The sequence below is a fragment of the Microbacterium sp. NPDC078814 genome (assembly GCF_040702645.1).
Classification (GTDB): domain Bacteria; phylum Actinomycetota; class Actinomycetes; order Actinomycetales; family Microbacteriaceae; genus Microbacterium.
The window spans coordinates 97175-112540 of sequence record NZ_JBFBLT010000009.1; the positions used below are offsets into that span (position 1 = coordinate 97175).

Annotated in this window: 15 protein-coding genes; 8 read left to right on the top strand and 7 right to left on the bottom strand. The window is 68.0% G+C overall.

Features of this window, described 5'->3' with window-relative positions; all coding sequences use genetic code 11:
* Positions 1–26 precede the first annotated feature (26 nt).
* From AB0300_RS16040 to AB0300_RS16050, 3 genes are all read left to right on the top strand, one after another.
* Positions 27–650 (top strand): PadR family transcriptional regulator, encoded by a 624-nt coding sequence (locus AB0300_RS16040; protein ID WP_025104066.1) that lies wholly within the window; start codon positions 27–29, stop codon positions 648–650.
* 45 nt (positions 651–695) lie between these two features.
* The gene (locus AB0300_RS16045; RefSeq protein ID WP_366216416.1) at positions 696–2411 is read left to right on the top strand and encodes an AarF/UbiB family protein; all 1716 of its coding nucleotides are present in this window, start codon (positions 696–698) and stop codon (positions 2409–2411) included.
* A gap of 136 nt (positions 2412–2547) precedes the next feature.
* Positions 2548–4509, top strand: a complete 1962-nt coding sequence (locus tag AB0300_RS16050; RefSeq protein WP_366216417.1) for a BCCT family transporter — start codon at positions 2548–2550, stop codon at positions 4507–4509.
* An 18-nt stretch (positions 4510–4527) separates the two neighbouring features.
* Here AB0300_RS16050 and AB0300_RS16055 read toward each other — a convergent pair whose 3' ends face one another.
* A complete protein-coding gene (locus tag AB0300_RS16055; RefSeq protein ID WP_366216418.1) occupies positions 4528–6111 on the bottom strand; it encodes an SDR family oxidoreductase in 1584 nt (527 codons plus the stop codon).
* Positions 6112–6230: 119 nt separating this feature from the next.
* On the opposite strand from AB0300_RS16055, the gene AB0300_RS16060 reads away from it, so the two are divergent.
* A complete protein-coding gene (locus AB0300_RS16060) occupies positions 6231–7454 on the top strand; it encodes an MFS transporter (RefSeq protein WP_366216433.1) in 1224 nt (407 codons plus the stop codon).
* Here AB0300_RS16060 and AB0300_RS16065 read toward each other — a convergent pair.
* Positions 7451–7996: a MarR family transcriptional regulator gene (locus AB0300_RS16065; protein WP_060921947.1), complete on the bottom strand. Its 546-nt coding sequence runs from the start codon at positions 7994–7996 to the stop codon at positions 7451–7453. The two genes, AB0300_RS16060 and AB0300_RS16065, sit on opposite strands and share 4 nt — an antisense overlap.
* Positions 7993–8229, bottom strand: a complete 237-nt coding sequence (locus tag AB0300_RS16070; protein ID WP_366216419.1) for a hypothetical protein — start codon at positions 8227–8229, stop codon at positions 7993–7995. The genes AB0300_RS16065 and AB0300_RS16070 overlap by 4 nt, the downstream gene beginning before the upstream one ends.
* A gap of 128 nt (positions 8230–8357) precedes the next feature.
* Between AB0300_RS16070 and AB0300_RS16075 the strand changes: the two genes are divergently transcribed.
* Both AB0300_RS16075 and AB0300_RS16080 read left to right on the top strand, forming a co-directional pair.
* Positions 8358–8804: a MarR family transcriptional regulator gene (locus AB0300_RS16075; RefSeq protein ID WP_085604560.1), complete on the top strand. Its 447-nt coding sequence runs from the start codon at positions 8358–8360 to the stop codon at positions 8802–8804.
* A gap of 69 nt (positions 8805–8873) precedes the next feature.
* Entirely contained in the window at positions 8874–9200 is a 327-nt protein-coding gene (locus AB0300_RS16080) for a hypothetical protein (protein ID WP_126893715.1), read from the top strand.
* Between the two features lie 167 nt (positions 9201–9367).
* Here the strand turns inward: AB0300_RS16080 and AB0300_RS16085 are convergent, their stop codons facing one another.
* The 3 genes from AB0300_RS16085 to AB0300_RS16095 form a co-directional block, all read right to left on the bottom strand.
* Positions 9368–10120 (bottom strand): SDR family NAD(P)-dependent oxidoreductase, encoded by a 753-nt coding sequence (locus AB0300_RS16085; protein ID WP_062633228.1) that lies wholly within the window; start codon positions 10118–10120, stop codon positions 9368–9370.
* A gap of 124 nt (positions 10121–10244) precedes the next feature.
* On the bottom strand, positions 10245–11558 hold the full coding sequence (locus AB0300_RS16090; RefSeq protein ID WP_366216420.1) for an MFS transporter: 1314 nt from the start codon (positions 11556–11558) through the stop codon (positions 10245–10247).
* A gap of 131 nt (positions 11559–11689) precedes the next feature.
* Complete coding sequence (locus tag AB0300_RS16095; RefSeq protein WP_366216421.1) at positions 11690–12844, bottom strand: hypothetical protein; 1155 nt, start codon at positions 12842–12844, stop codon at positions 11690–11692.
* Positions 12845–12916: 72 nt separating this feature from the next.
* Here AB0300_RS16095 and AB0300_RS16100 point away from each other — a divergent pair, with 72 nt between their 5' ends.
* Together AB0300_RS16100 and AB0300_RS16105 are read left to right on the top strand one after the other, a co-directional pair.
* Complete coding sequence (locus AB0300_RS16100; protein WP_366216422.1) at positions 12917–13270, top strand: antitoxin Xre/MbcA/ParS toxin-binding domain-containing protein; 354 nt, start codon at positions 12917–12919, stop codon at positions 13268–13270.
* Positions 13267–13848, top strand: a complete 582-nt coding sequence (locus tag AB0300_RS16105; protein WP_366216423.1) for an RES domain-containing protein — start codon at positions 13267–13269, stop codon at positions 13846–13848. The genes AB0300_RS16100 and AB0300_RS16105 overlap by 4 nt, the downstream gene beginning before the upstream one ends.
* 567 nt (positions 13849–14415) lie before the next feature.
* On the opposite strand, the gene AB0300_RS16110 is transcribed toward AB0300_RS16105, so the two are convergent.
* Positions 14416–15279, bottom strand: a complete 864-nt coding sequence (locus AB0300_RS16110; RefSeq protein WP_366216424.1) for a CFI-box-CTERM domain-containing protein — start codon at positions 15277–15279, stop codon at positions 14416–14418.
* Positions 15280–15366 lie beyond the last annotated feature (87 nt).

Genomic DNA, 15366 nt, shown 5'->3' on the forward strand with positions numbered 1-15366 from the left:
GTATCGTTCACGACTGGGAGGTCATCATGAACAACGCATTCCCCTCCACCCCGTTCGGCGGCAGCGGCAACGGCAGTAACGGCGGCGACTTCGCCGGCGGCCTCGGCAACCTCTTCGGGGGCTCGCAGGGTCCGGCCGGAGCGCTGTTCGAGGCGATGGACCAGCTCCGCAAGTCGTTCGAGTCGCGTCCCTCCGGCGGGTCGCGCATGGCCCGCGGCGATGTGCGCGCCGCCGTCCTCTCGCTCCTCACCGAGCGACCGATGCACGGCTACCAGATCATCAACGAGATCGCCGAGCGCAGCGGCGGCACCTGGAAGCCGAGCGCAGGTTCGGTCTACCCGACGCTCCAGCTCCTCGCCGACGAGGGTCTGATCGAGGCCGAGGAGCAGAACGGTCGCAAGACCTACGCCCTCACGGAGGCCGGCCGGGCCGTCGCCGCGGAGAGCACCGAGACCCCGCCGTGGGTGCCGTCCTCCGACAAGGACCGCAGCCGCGACGCCCGGTACAGCGCTCTGCCCAAGGCCGGGGTCGACCTCGCCGCCGCGGCCGCACAGGTCGGGCGCAGCGGCTCCGCGGAGCAGGTGCAGCAGGCCATCGAGGTGCTCGACGAGGCCCGCCGTAGGCTGTACACGATCCTCGCCCAGGACTGACCGCGTCGTGCGGCGTCCGGCGCGGAACGGCGGAAGGATGACGCGATGACGGCAGCGGCGGCACAGGGTCCTCACCGAGCCCGGTACCGCCGCATCCTGTCGTTCGCGAGCCGTGAGTTCCTGAAGATCTGGTGGTTCGAGCTCGTCCTTCCGCGGTTCGGGCTGTCTTCCATCGCGGAGCGCACGCGCGCCCGCCGCATGCAGCGGTTCGCGCGGCGGTTCCATACGCTCGCGGTCGAACTCGGCGGGCTCATGATCAAGGTCGGGCAGTTCATGTCCTCGCGCCTCGATGTGCTCCCGCCCGAGATCACGGCCGAGCTGGAGGGGCTGCAGGACGAGGTCCCCGCCGTGCCCACCCCGCAGATCCGGGCGCTCGCGGAGGCCGAGCTGGGCATGCCGCTCGAGCGGGTGTACGCCTGGTTCGACGACACCCCCGTCGCGGCCGCGTCCCTCGGCCAGGTGCACCGTGCCCGGCTGTCGGCGCTCGACGCGGAGGACACCGGGCTGGACGAGGTCGTGGTCAAGGTGCAGCGCCCGGGCATCGACGAGATCATCGCGGTCGACCTCGCCGCCCTCCGCCGGGTCGCGCGGTGGCTCACCCGGGTCCGGATCGTGGCCGACCGCGTGGACGCCCCCGCCCTCGTGGAGGAGTTCGCCGTCACGAGCATGGAGGAGATCGACTACCTCCACGAGGCCCGCAGCGCCGAGCGGTTCCGCGAGAACTTCGCCGACGACCCGCGCGTCGCCGCCCCCGAGATCGTCTGGGAGCGCACGACCCGCCGGGTGCTCACGCTGTCCGACGTGACGGCGATCAAGATCAACGACACCGCGGCGCTCCGGGCGGCCGGCATCGACCCCTCCGCGGTCGCCGACGCCTTCGCCGAGGTCATGTTCGACCAGGTCTTCACGCACCGGTTCGTGCACGCCGACCCGCACCCCGGCAACATCTTCGTCACGCCGGTCCCTTCGACGAGCTCAGGGACCCAGGGCGGCTCAGGGACCCCGGGCGGCTTCCGGCTGACGTTCATCGACTTCGGCATGATGGCCGAGGTCTCCGACAACCTCCGGCAGGGACTTCGGACCCTCCTCATCGCGGTGACCGCGCGGGACAGTCGCGGCCTCGTCCGTGCGGCGAAGGAGATCGGCGTACTCCTCCCCACGGCCGACACCGGCGAGCTGGAGCGGGCGCTGACCACCCTCTTCGCGCGCTTCGGCGGCATGGGGTTCGCGGAGCTGAGCCGGGTCGACCCGCGGGAGTTCACCGACTTCGCCGAGGAGTTCGGCGACATGGTGCGGCGCCTTCCGCTGCAGCTCCCCGAGGACATGCTGCTCCTCATCCGGGCCGTGTCCCTCACCTCCGGCATGTGCAGCGGCCTCGATCCCGCGTTCAACGTGTGGGACGCGGCCGAGCCGTACGCCGCGCGGCTGCTCCGCGACGAATCCGGCACCCTCATGCAGGACATGGCGCAGCAGGCGATGGCGAACGCGGCCACGACCTGGCGGCTCCCGAAGCGCATCGACGACATCATCACCCGCGTCGACGACGGCAACGTTTCCTTCGACACCTCGCGTCTGGAGCGCCGCCTCGACCGTCTGGAGGGTATCGCGCGGCGGATCGCCTCCGGGGTCCTGTTCGCGGCGATGCTCATCGGCGGGGCGCTGCTCGTCGGTCCGCTCCCGCCGCTGGGCATCACCCTCCTGTGGGTCTCGGTGCTCCCGCTGCTCGGCGCCCTCTTCCTGGGTCGCCGCCGCCCCCGCTGACCCGCCAGGCCCCGCCCAGACCCCGCCGGGCGGCCCCGCCAGAACAGGCGATCGCGCGGAATCAGGCGCTCCCGCGCCGGGGGTGCCTGATGTCCCGCGTACGCCTGAGCCCGCACAGGTGGAAAGATGGTCTCTCATGGACACGCCTGACGAGAAGCCCACCGAACGCTCCGCAGGATCCCCGACCCGTCCGCGCACCGACGCCGTCGTGACCGGGACGCACCGCCAAGCCGCGAAGGCCTCCGAGACGGCGCGCAAGATCGTCCGCGACATCACGACGGTCCCGCCGCGCAGCGTGCACCCGGCGCTGGTTCCCGGGGTGTCGGTGGAGGAGACGGGGCGCACCTACCGCACCGACCCGCTCGTGTTCGGCGTCGCCGCCGCGTTCGCCCTCGCCTTCATCGCGTGGGGCGTGTTCGCGGGGGACAACCTCGCCGGCACCACGAGCACGGTACTCGCCTGGGTCGTCGAGTACTTCGGCTTCTTCTTCACGACCATCGCCACGATCATCCTCGTGTTCATGCTGTTCGTCGGCTTCAGCAAGTACGGGCGCATCCCGCTCGGCCGCGACGACGAGGAGCCCGAGTTCTCGATGTTCTCGTGGATCTCCATGCTCTTCGCGGCGGGCATGGGCATCGGCCTCGTGTTCTGGGGTGCGGCGGAACCGCTGACGTTCTTCGAGAACCCGCCGCCGGGCACCGTCGAGGCGAACACCCTCGAGGCCATGCACACCGCGCAGGCCCAGGTGCTCTACCACTGGGGTCCCCAGGCCTGGGCGTTCTACGCGCTCGTCGGTGGTGCCATCGCATACGGCGCCTACCGCCGCGGCCGCACGCCGCTGATCTCGTCGATCTTCGCCCCGCTGCTCGGCGAGAACCGCACGACGGGCCCGGTCGGCCGCACGATCGACATCTTCTCCATCATCGTGACGCTGTTCGGCACGGCCGCCTCCCTCGGTCTCGGGGCGCTGCAGATCGGCCACGGCGTCGAGCTCGTCAGCGGCATCGGCCCGCTCGGCAACGGCATCCTCATCGCGGTGATCGCGGTGCTCACGGCGTGCTTCATCGCCTCCGCTGTCTCCGGCGTCTCCAAGGGCATCCGGGCGCTGTCGAACATCAACGCCGTCGTCGCGATCCTGCTCGCGTTCTTCGTGTTCTTCGTCGGTCCGACGCTGCTGATCCTCAACGTGATCCCGTCGGTCGCCGTGCAGTTCCTCGGCGATCTGCCGACCATGATCGGCCGCTCCGCATCGCAGGGAGAGGCCGCGCAGGCCTTCCTGTCGAGCTGGACGATCTTCTACTGGGCGTGGTGGATCTCCTGGTCGCCGTTCGTCGGCATGTTCATCGCGAAGATCTCCCGCGGACGCTCGCTCCGTCAGTTCGTGTCGGTCGTCATCGTGGTGCCGTCCGCCATCTCGCTCGTGTGGTTCGCGATCTTCGGAACCACGGCGATCCAGCAGCAGATGGACGGCGCAGGGCTCACCGTCGACCCGCCGGAGGAGGTGCTGTTCGGGGTGCTGGAGAACCTGCCGTTCCCGCTCATCACCAGCATCGTGCTCATCCTCCTCATCGCGATCTTCTTCATCACGGGCGCCGATTCCGCGTCACTCGTCATGGGCACGCTGTCCCAGCAGGGCCGCCCGGAGCCGTCGCGCTGGGTCGCCGTCGTCTGGGGTGTGTTGGTCGGTGTGATCGCCGCGGTGCTGCTCGTCAGCGGCGCCGAGGGGAGCGGCCTGCAGTCGCTGCAGAACGCGACGATCATCGCGGCGCTGCCGTTCGCGATCATCATGGCGTTCATGATGATCGCGTTCATGAAGGATCTGCGGCGCGATCCCCTGATCCTGCGCGACCGCTACGCCAGGGCCGCCGTCCGCCACAGCGTCATGGCCGGACTCGAGGAGTACGGCGACGACTTCGCGCTCGTGCCGGTCGAGTACGACCACTCGGAGGACGACCTCGCCTGGATCGACGAGGACACCGTCGACGACACCCTCGCCGAGGTGTACGAGGCCGCGACCGAGGCGATCGACATCATCCCGCCGGCCGAGGTGGACGCCGCCGCCGATGCGGCGATGGACGCCCCTGCCGACAAGGACTGAACGCGAGAGCTCAGGCGCTCACGCCGGATCAGACACGTCCTCTCGCAGGACGCCTGAACCGGCGTGGTCGCCTGTCTCGGCGGCTGCGGTGATCCGGGCGGCCATGCCGGAGAAGATGAGCCCGTGGAAGGGCAGCACGGCGAGCCAGTACAGCCGGCCGAGGAGCCCGCGGGGGAAGAACACGGCACGCTGCTCGTAGCGGGCGCCGTCGCCGTCGGGCACCGCGCGCAGTTCGAGCCAGGCCTCGCCCGGAACCTTCATCTCGGCGCGGAGTCGCAGCAGATGCCCCTCCTCGGTCTGCTCGACCGCCTCGACGCGCCAGAAGTCGATCGCATCCCCGACGCGGGCGGCGGTGCGGCTGCGGCGTCCGCGTCGGAGCCCCACGCCGCCGACCACGCGGTCCATGAGCCCCCGCACCGCCCAGAGCAGCGGCGACGAGTACCACCCGTTCTCCCCGCCGATCCCGAGGATGACGCGCCACAGCTCCGCGACGGACGCGCGGGTAGCGACGGAGCGCTTGTCCGTGAACACGGTGCGTCCGGCCCAGTCGGGGTCGCTCGGCAGCGGGTCGCTCGGGGCTCCGGTCACCTCGGCGTCCTGCCAGCTCGTCTCCACGGCGTCCGCGTCCACCCGGCCGAGGGCCAGCGCCACGGAGCGGCGATACGGCGTGAGCCCGCCCTCGGGCCGCGGGATGAGCGCGTCGACGGCGTGGTCCTTCATGATGCACTCGTTCTGCAGCGAGGCGACGAGGGGCCGGGCGATGGAACGCGGCACCGGGGTGACGAGGTTCACCCAGTGCGAGGCGAGCTTCGGGGTCAGCACCGGAAGGGCCGCGATGGCGCGCTGCCGCAGTCCGGCCTCCACCGCGTACCCGTTCATCATCTGGCCGTAGCGCAGCACATCCGGTCCGCCGATGTCGACCGCGCGGTTCACCTGGTCATCGACCCGTGCCGCCCCGAGCAGGTAGTGCAGCACGTCGCGCACGGCGATGGGCTGGATGCGGTTGCGCACCCACTTCGGCGCCGGCATGTACGGCAGCACGTCGGTGAGGTGCCGGATCATCTCGAAGGACGCCGAGCCGGAGCCGATCACCACGCCCGCCTGCAGCACGAGGGTGGGAACGCCGGACTCCAGGAAGATCTCGCCGACGTGGACCCGGGAGCGCAGGTGCGGGGAGAGCTTCGCGTCGTCCGGGTGCAGGCCGCCGAGGTAGACGATCCGTCGCACCCCGGCCCGGGCGGCCGCCGTGGCGACGGTGGTCGCCGCGCGCTCGTCGCTCTCCTCGAACCCCTTCCCAGCCGACATGGAGTGGATGAGGTAGTACACGACGTCGACGTCGTCCATCGCGGAGGCGACGGCGTGCTCGTCGTCGGCGGACCCCTCGAAGATCTCGCACTCCTCGCCCCAGCCGAAGGAGGCGGCGCGGACGGCGTCGCGGGCGAGGACCCGGACCCGGTAGCCGGCGTTCAGCAGGCGCGGGGTCAGGCGGCCGCCGATGTAGCCGGTGGCGCCGAGCACGAGGGCGCGGGGCGCGGAGCCGTCGTCGCGGGGGACCGCCCGCAGGGCGTCTTCGCGACCGGTGGGCTGGGTGAGCTCGCTCATGCTCCGAGCGTAGATCCCGGGGCCGACACGGGGAACGGGCTTGCGCCCGCCGCATCGCGCCGTCGCGATACGCTCGCGAGCACCCCCGGCGACAGGGTACGGTCGTATCCGTGACATCCATCGAATCGATTCGACGAGCGCCGGCGGACCGTGCCACCCGGCGCGCGCGCCTCGCCGTGTCGGCGCTGTTCCTCACGAACGGCGCGCTGTTCGCGAACATCCTCCCGCGGTACCCCGAGATCAAGGCCGCGCTCGGCCTGGACAACCTCGGCTACGGTCTCGCGCTCGCCGCCTTCCCCGCCGGGGCGATCGCGGCCGGACTCCTGGCGGCCACGCTGATCCGTCGCTTCGGGTCGGCGCGCGTCGCCGTCATCGGCACCGTCCTCACGAGCCTCGGCCTGCTGTCGGCGGCGCTCTCCCCGACCGGCGTCCTCTTCGCGATCGCGCTCTTCGTCGGCGGCGCCTCGGACGCCATCACCGATGTCGCGCAGAACGCCCACGGCCTGCGCGTGCAGCGGCGGTACGGGCGCTCCATCATCAACTCCTTCCACGCCATCTGGTCCATCGGTGCGGTGCTCGGCGGAGTGATGGCCGCGGGCGCGATCGCGCTGCAGCTCCCGCTCGCCGTCCACCTGGGGATCTCGACCGCGGTGTTCGCGACGGTCGCCCTCGTCGCCCTCCGCTTCTGCCTGCCCGGCCGCGACGACGAGGCCGAGGAGGATGCGGTGGCGGAACCCGAGGAGATCGCCTCCGCGGTCCGTCGCGGCGTTCCGGCGCGGACGGTGCTGGCCGTGATCGCCCTGACCCTCATCGCGATGGCCGGAGCCATCGCCGAAGACGCGGGCAACTCGTGGGCCACCCTCTACCTCGGCGACTCCCTGGGAGCGGCGGGAGCGGTCGCACCGCTCGGATTCATCGCCCTCGTCGGCGCGCAGTTCGTCGGGCGTCTGCTCGGCGATCCGATGACCGATCGCTTCGGGCAGCGCTGGGTGGCGCGGGTCGGCGGCCTCATCGCCGCCGTTGGGATGACGCTCGCGCTGCTCTTCCCGAGCGTGCCCGGCACGATCCTCGGGTTCGCGGCCGTGGGCTTCGGCATCGCCACCCTCATCCCCGCCGCGATGCACGCCGCCGACGAGCTCCCTGGACTGCGGCCCGGTGTCGGGCTCACCGTGGTGTCCTGGCTGCTGCGACTCGGCTTCCTGCTGTCGCCGCCGTTCGTCGGGTGGCTGGCGGAGACGCAGAGCCTGCGCGTGGGGCTCGTGGTGGCACCGGTCGCGGCGCTCGTGGCCGTGCTGCTCGCGGGCTTCCTGGACGCCCGGCGTCCGCGGAACGGGTCGGACTAGGCCGGCTCCTCCACAAGATCGGCGCCGCCGTGCGCGGCGTCGGCGTCCGCGGCCTCCTGGATCGCGGCGGTCATCCCGACGAGGAACCGCATGACGACCACGCGCTCCTCGTCGGAGAGGTCGTCCACGAGGGACAGCATCCGGCGGTGCATGGCACCGAGTGTCGCGCGCACCTCGTCGTCGCTGCTCACGGTGGGCACGACGATGCCGGCGCGGCGGTCGGTCGGGTGCGGTTCGCGGCGCGCGTGCCCGCCCTTCTCCAGCCGGTCGATGAGCGTCGTCGTCGACGCGGTGGAGATGTCGAGCATGCGCGCCAGATCGATCGGCCGCACGATGCGACCGGCCTTCTGCTCGCGCAGCAGGAACCGGAGGGCGACGAGGTCGGTCTCGTTCATGCCCATCGACGCGCGCGTCCGGGCGCGCATCGCCGTCTCGGCACTGCGGTAGCGCCGCAGCATGTTGAGCACGTCGACCGTGGTGGCGCGCTCGCTGTCGGGGTACCAGTACCCGGAGGCGTGGAACTCGCCGGTGCTGTCGGTCACGCGACCTCTCCTTCGTCGCTGGAACCGGCCTCCCGCTCGAGCATCTCCATCGCGCCGGTCTCGACCTCGGCCGGGACGATGCGCAGAAGACCGCCCGTGATCGCATCGGTCTCGGCGGCGATGATCTGCTCGATCCGGCGTCGCGAGACGGAGGGGAAGAGTTCCTCCAGGCGTGCGAGCAGATCGGCGTAGCGGATGTACGACGCCTCCTCGAGGCTCAGTGGCTCGGACATGGCATCCTTTCGGGGGCAGGGTTCCATCATCGCACCTCCGGAAGTCCCTGGTCGCACCCGATATCGCTAGACAGCCTTACTGTCAGGTTGCCGAGGTACCATGGAGTTCGGGGAAGGAGGATCTCTGCATGGGAAACACGAGTACCGACGTCACGACCTCAGCGCTCGCTCGCGATGTCGACGACTTCCGTCGCGCCGACGCGCAGTTGAACCGCCGTCTCGCCGCCCGGCGCGAACCCAACGATACCGACCGTGCGGCGATGCACTTCATCAGCACCGCGCCCGTCGAGAAGCCCGTCACTCCCCGCGACCTCGCCACCTACCTCGGCATCAGTACGGCCGCCGTCACGAGCGTCGTGCGACGGATGTCGGAGCGGGGGCAGATCGTCGTCGCGCCGCACCCCCTGGATGCGCGGTCCAAGGTCCTCCGGCCGTCGCTCCGCGATCTGCACGGACAGGGTGACGAGCTGGCGCAGCGCGTGGCCGCCATCGAGGGTGAGTTCACTGCGGAAGAGGCGACCGTGATCTCCCGCTTCTTGCGCCGCCTGACCGACGAGCTCGGCGATCTCCCCTGATCGATTTGATTTAACTAGTTAAACTAGTAAACTATCCTCGTCCAGGTTTTCTGCCACGAGGAGAAGAACATGGGAACCCTCACCTACGCGAACCTCGCCGAGCCGATCGAGATCGACGACGAGCTGCTCGCCCACCTTCGCGCCGCCACCGTCACCAAGCTGCGGCGCAACGAGCCGTTCGCGCTCACGGTGCAGACCGGCGCCGACTGCACCGAGACGCTGTGGATCCACGCGTCCATCCCGATCCGCTTCGTCGTCGAGACGTCGGTCACCCTGCAGCGACCGCTGCTGGCCCGTCTCATGCAGGCCGCGGGTTCGACCGGCGGACTCGACCTCACCGACCCCGAGCTCGCGCTCGATGCGGTATCGCGCGAATTGCACGCGATGTCCGCCTGATAACGGAGGGGTGCAGACCTGCCTCATCGCCTCGGGATCCTCTTCAAGGGCTCTCGGATCCCGGGCGGTGACGGCTACGGCGAGAACGGAGCGGGGGCTCTCGATCGCCGACCGCGGCATCCGGCCGCCGGGATTCGGGTTCCCGGCAGCCGGATGCCGTTTCTTCGTCAGAGGGCGGTGTAGCCGCCGTCGACCAGGTGGTAGCTACCGGTGATGAAGCTCGCGGCGTCGCTCGCGAGGAACACCACGAGGTTCGCGACCTCCTCCGCCTGGCCGAGACGCCCGATCGGGTGCTTCGACACGAGGAAGTCCTTCGCCTCGTCGCCCATGTTCGCCAGGAGCGGGGTGTCGATGAAGCCGGGGCCGACCGAGTTCACCCGGACCCCCTGCGCGGAGTACTCGAGGGCGGCGGTCTTCGTCATGCCGACGACGCCGTGCTTGGCGGTGACGTAGGCGGGGGAGCCGGCGAAGCCGACACTGCCGAGGATCGAGGCGATGTTCACGACCGATCCGCCGCCGTTGGCGAGGATCGACGGGATCTGCGCCTTCATGTTGCGGAACACGGCGTTGAGGTTGATGGCGATCACCTTGTCCCACGCGTCTTCCTCGTAGTCCGCGGTGGGTGCCGTCGCGCCGCCGATGCCGGCGTTGTTGACGCCGATGCGGAGCGGGGCGAGCGAGTTGGCGAGCTCGACCGACGAGGCGATCCAGGCCGGGTCCGTCGCGTCGCCGACCGACGCCTCCGCGGTGCCGCCAGCGGCGCGGATCTCCTCGACGACCGCGTTCGCGTGCTCCGCGTTCAGGTCGTTGACCACCACCGCCGCGCCGTTCTGCGCCAGCAGCAGGGCGACCGCGCGGCCGATGCCGCTGCCCGCTCCTGTCACGATCGCCGAGCGGTTCGAGACGTCGTACTGAGCCACTTTCGGGCTCCTTCCCGGGCGGGCGCGGTGCCGGGAGATCTTCTCGGACGGTCCGTCCTTCCCTCCAGCCTACGCCCGGAATACCGGTGTGGATTCATGTGAATGGAAATGCTCGGCGGGCTGGCTACGCTGTGGGGACCGTCTGCTCCGGTGTCGTCTCATCCGACTCATCGGCCTCGTCGCGGGGCTGAAGGCCGCGCATGAGCGTGGCGCCCAGGCACAGCAGGACGAGAGCGACCACCCCGGCGCCGACGAGGGCGAGCCGGGGGCCGGCCACCGTCACGATGATGCCGGCGGAGAGGAAGACGAGGATCTGGATGACGTTCTCGGCCATCTCGTCGAGCCCGCCGATGCGCCCCAGGTGTTCGTCCTCGACGCTCGTCTGGAAGAGCGAGGTGACGGCGACGTTGTAGGGCGCGTTGACGAGCGCGCTGATACCCACGCCGACGAGGAGGACTCCGATGTTGGGTGCCATGCCCATCACGAACTGCGCGACCACGAAGAAGGCGAGGCAGACAAGGAATAACGGTTTGACCTTCACCCACTTCACGAAGATCCCCACGAGCAAAGCAGCGACGACCGCGATCAGTCCGTTCCACGACAGCACGATTCCGAGGGTCTCGACCGGGAGGCCGAGTTCATCGTCGAGCAGGAAGAGGAGACCGAAGGAGTTGACGCCCGCAGTGAACGTCACGCCGTAGGAAGCGACCAGCACGCCGAGCGCGAGTCGATTGCGCGCCAAGAGGCCGACAGCTTCGGGAATGCCGCGGATCGAGTCGGCGGCCTCCACCAGGCCGGTGCGGATGCTGACGCGGAGTGGCGTCTTCTCTCCACTCGTGGGCTCCGGGCGGATCAGGACCCGCAGGAGCGCGGCAGAGATGAGGAAAGACACCGCGTCCAGGAGGAAGGCGACCGACGGGCCGTAGGCGGCGAAGGCAAGTGCCGCCAACGCCGGACCGACGGAGGCGAGGGCCCAGCTCACCGCCTGGATGATGCTGTTCGCGCGGGGGATCATCCCGCGCCGAACCAGGCGGGGCACGAAGACGAACGCCGACGAGGCGAAGAAGACGCTCGCCGTCGCTGCGCTGAAGACGAGCACATAGGCGAGCGCGCCGGGAGCAACCACCCATGCGACGACAGCGAGCGCCACGCTGAGAGCGCCGCGGATGAGCATGGTGGCGATGAACGTCTTCCGAAGGTCGAAGCGATCGGCGATCGCTCCGGCGATCGGAGCGAAGAGCATTCCGGGGACGACTCCTGCCAACAGGAGAAGAACGCGAGTGAGCTCCTTGTCCGGCGTCTCCTCGTAGAACCAGAGATTCAACGACATGACCCGGAAGGCGTCGCCGAGGTTCGATACGGCGATCGTGCTCAGGAACACGAAGAAGGTCCCGGGGAGGCCGAAGAACGACCTTCCGGCGTGCCGCACTCTGTTCATGCTCTGCCTTCTCGAGTCGGTGCAAGAGGATCCGCCCACCGTAGCCGAGCGGGAATCGTCCACAGGAAAGTTGTCGGAAACGCTTTGAGCTTGCATCAAGTGCAAGCTATAGACGACTCCTACCGTCTGGGTTAAGCGACGGCGCTGGTGCGCTCTTCTTCGATTCCGTCGACCAGGCTGCGCAAGGTACGGGTGTTGAGCTGGGGGTCGTTATCGGCGCGGTAGCTCGAGTTCACTAGTTCGCGAAGTTCGATGGCTCGGGTGAGTCGGTCGGTCTCTCGCTTCGCGCGCCAGGGTTCGGGCGTCGCGAGCAGGTTAGCCACCTCGGCGGCGCGTGCGTGCATGTAGTGACTGCGGTAGTCGTCGAGCGGGCCGAGGAGCGACTGGCCACACGCGTCAATGCGGCATCCGAGACGGGTGCGAACATCGCTGTGTTCGAGGAGTGCGCGCGCTCGCTTCATGCTGAGGGTCGCTGCGATGCCAGGGAGGTAGACCCCCTGCCACGCGCCGCCCTTCCGCTTGCCGTCCTCGTCAAGTTTCGGCGGCCTGTTCTGGCGGGAGATGTCGCCGGCGTGGTTGACGTGCTCCATCTGGCCGAGGCCGACCGAGAATCCGTCGACGTGGCCGAGCGCGAAACCGGCCTGCCCGACATTGCCCGAGCGGCCGAGCACGACGCGCATCCCCTGCTCTCGGAAGACGTCCGCTGCCGCGAATGCGGATCGAACTTTCTGGATCCCATCGTTCTCTCCGCCCAGCGGGGTGAAGCGGAGTTCGATCGAGCTGATGCCCGCGGAAGCGTAGTCGCGGGCGAGGCGGTTGATCAGCTCCTGGTTCACGCGCGCGCGTAGCGTCAGGACGGGCCGAACGGGCAGATCGGTATGGAGGGCTGTCGCTTCCGCGAGAGCGAGGTTGAGCATTCCCTCTCGCTCGTCTCTGACCATGAAGTGTGGCGGTGTCACCATCGTCACCGAATCGGGGTGTGCGTCCAGAACGGCATCAACGAGCTTCTGGCGTGCGCCGAGGTTGGAGGCCAGGACCGCGAGGTCGTAGGGCTCCCCGGTGTAACCGGGGATGCCGTCCAAGGTCAGGCCCGGCGCGTCGAGGCGTTCGGTGCGCGGGTCGTAGAGGACGTCGATGCCCTTGTCGACCGCCGCGTCCGCTGCGCCTTGCTGGTGCTTGGCGCTTTTCGTGTGCAGCACGATGGCGGAAACCCCGGAGTGTTCGCGAGAGAGGAAGTCCTCGACCTTGAGGTGGTCTTGCGCATTCAGGTGAAACTCGAGGCTCATCGTGTCCTACCTTCCCAGTGGCTGTTCATGTCATACTATAGGACATAACACCCGACAGAGTAAGGACACGCCATGAGCGCAACCGCAGAACGTGGAGCGTTGGCCCTCAAAGTGACCACGATCATCGATCACCTCGGTCTCACCCAAGAAGAGGTCGGTGGCATCGTCGACGCGTCAGCGAGATCAGTGGCTCGTTGGTCGAGCGGTGACGTCGTTCCTCAGAAACTGAACAAGCAACGGCTGCTGGAGCTCGCATATGTTGCGCAGGCGGTAACGGAAATCTTGCCTACCGCTCATGCGAATGTATGGATGTTCGAGCCGAACAAGCTGCTCGATCACGACACGCCAGCCGAGCGGATCCATGCTGGCGGATACCGGGACGTTCTTAATCTGATCGAAGCGATCGCAGAAGGCGTCGTAGTGTGACGGGTCTTGACGACGATCTCGTGCAGCGAGTAGATCAGCTGCCGCGCACAGTCTGGTCTGCAGACACCTTCAGGTACACGGGATCTTCCCGCGATCCCCTTTCCGGTGCGGGCGCACGACTGTTCGGCGGCCGGTGGAACCCGAAGGACATCTTCGCCACGATCTACCTCGCCACACCCGTGTCTGCATGCATGGGAGAGCTTGCGAGGGCCGCGACCAGCCAGAGCGCACCGGTCGAGGTCTTCCTCCAAGCTGACTACTCGCTCCATACCATCGCTGTTTCCGAGATCACGGTTCTCGACCTTCGCGCCCCAGCCGCGCTCGCTCACGTCGGGCTTTCGGATGGCGACATCCGAGATCCCGATTGGACGGCGTGTCAGAACATCGGAAACGCCGCGTGGTTTCTGGGATTCGGCGGCATTCTGGCTCCCTCCGCGACAGGAGATGGCATCGTGCTCGCCGCGTTCGAAGCGCGGGCAAGCCCGCACCTGTCGATTCGCGACACGGAGAGGCTTACTCACGACCTCTACACTCGCCTAGTTAGGTCAGACGAAGCCCTTTCTAAGCGGCGCGGATGACCGTGACTGCGGGGCAGGTCGCGGTCTCGTAGGGATCGCATGCGGTTCATTAGTTCTGTGACTTCGCGAGCTACTCCGACCATGAGCGCGTTTTTGTGCTCCCACGACATCCGCGCGACGACTCGACGCTCATCGACGCTTGACGACGACCGCACCCTGGCCTCGCGCTTGACGCGCAAGTTCGAGAGGATGCACGCGCTGAGCGCCTCGTTCTCGACTGGTCAGGCACAGCGAGCTGCCACCGAGCTGAAGTCATGGCGCGAGACAGCCACCGCGATCGCGGCAGCACGGCTTCCGGTCGACTTCGAGGGCTGCCGTATGCGTGGGCCGGAATCAGCACTCGGTATGCCCGTCTGCTGGAGCCGATCATCTTCCGGTTTGACCGGAATGGGGCTATGGTGAGGGCCAAAGCCGGCCCACAACCCGGGCCGGCTTTTCTTAGGCCCGCAGGAGCGCGAGTTCTGACTCGTGGGTCGTCGCTCGCGGCGTCAGCATCCCGCGCTTCATCCGGCAGGACGGTCCTGAAGTGAAACCGCTTAGACGGGTTTGAGTGGGGCGCGTCGCCCGTCACACAAGCGCGTCGGGTTTGTCTTCGTATGTTGTGGTCGCGACCCCAGACCTCTGCAACCGTCGTACGAGCAGGTTGAGACATGGCTTCACGGCGGAGGCGAATATCCTCGTCGAGCCGAGGACGTTCACCAGGTGGGGGCTGAGGGCATAGTACATTCGCACGAACCTCTTCCCGCCGGGTTTTCGAAGAAGCACGTCGTCCCGCCACCGACGTAGAACCCTAACTTCTGGACAGTCGTAAGAGCCGTACACGGCTGTCGCGATATAGCACCCTGATGATCGCTGCGGCCGCATGATGTGCTCGTAAACGCGGGCATCGATCTCGGCAACCTGACTCATAAAGCCAGCGATTCGCTCATAGATGACACTGAACCCCCGTGTACGCACCTCCTGCATTGAAACCTCGGGGGAGATTGCGGAACGGTCGAGTCGGCACCGTAAGCTGAAACCAGACCCGCCGGACTGAAGCCTCGTCTCCACCAGTCTCCAGCCATTCTGCTCGGCAAGGCGTCGAAACTCGACCCAGCTGGACGACGTGTCGTTCTCTCTGAAAGCGCGTCGGTCCTCTTCAGTCATCTCCAGAAGTGAGAATGCTTCAAGTTCGACGAATTCCTCGTCCAGGAGTGGGTGGATCCCCACCGTGGGGTACATAACTCGCAAAGGTGCAGCTCCCTGAGGGAGAAAGTCCTCGATCTGAACGAGCATTGCGACAGGGTCAGAGCGCCGCGACTCGAGTTCCATCCACGTGGCGAATCCCGCGACAGCTCCTAACGTGTCGTCCATGGCCACGATGTCACCGCGCACGTAGTCCTCGCGATTCATCTCCCATACTTCGATGCCCTTGTTCGAGCACTGCATCATGAGTTGAGCTTCCCACACGCAAACAGAACGCTTGAACGGTGGCTGAAATCGACTAGACATCATGAACCCGATCAGTCAAAGAAAAGT

Bases quoted from the DNA above. Each gene is read 5' to 3' on its own strand.
- AB0300_RS16100 (WP_366216422.1), top strand. From the start codon at position 12,917: ATGAGCGCAACCGCAGAACGTGGAGCGTTGGCCCTCAAAGTGACCACG.
- AB0300_RS16050 (WP_366216417.1), top strand. From the start codon at position 2,548: ATGGACACGCCTGACGAGAAGCCCACCGAACGCTCCGCAGGATCCCCG.
- AB0300_RS16075 (WP_085604560.1), top strand. From the start codon at position 8,358: ATGGGAAACACGAGTACCGACGTCACGACCTCAGCGCTCGCTCGCGAT.
- AB0300_RS16040 (WP_025104066.1), top strand. From the start codon at position 27: ATGAACAACGCATTCCCCTCCACCCCGTTCGGCGGCAGCGGCAACGGC.
- AB0300_RS16070 (WP_366216419.1), bottom strand. From the start codon at position 8,229: ATGTCCGAGCCACTGAGCCTCGAGGAGGCGTCGTACATCCGCTACGCC.
- AB0300_RS16090 (WP_366216420.1), bottom strand. From the start codon at position 11,558: ATGAACAGAGTGCGGCACGCCGGAAGGTCGTTCTTCGGCCTCCCCGGG.
- AB0300_RS16045 (WP_366216416.1), top strand. From the start codon at position 696: ATGACGGCAGCGGCGGCACAGGGTCCTCACCGAGCCCGGTACCGCCGC.
- AB0300_RS16080 (WP_126893715.1), top strand. From the start codon at position 8,874: ATGGGAACCCTCACCTACGCGAACCTCGCCGAGCCGATCGAGATCGAC.
- AB0300_RS16095 (WP_366216421.1), bottom strand. From the start codon at position 12,844: ATGAGCCTCGAGTTTCACCTGAATGCGCAAGACCACCTCAAGGTCGAG.
- AB0300_RS16110 (WP_366216424.1), bottom strand. From the start codon at position 15,279: ATGATGCAGTGCTCGAACAAGGGCATCGAAGTATGGGAGATGAATCGC.
- AB0300_RS16055 (WP_366216418.1), bottom strand. From the start codon at position 6,111: ATGAGCGAGCTCACCCAGCCCACCGGTCGCGAAGACGCCCTGCGGGCG.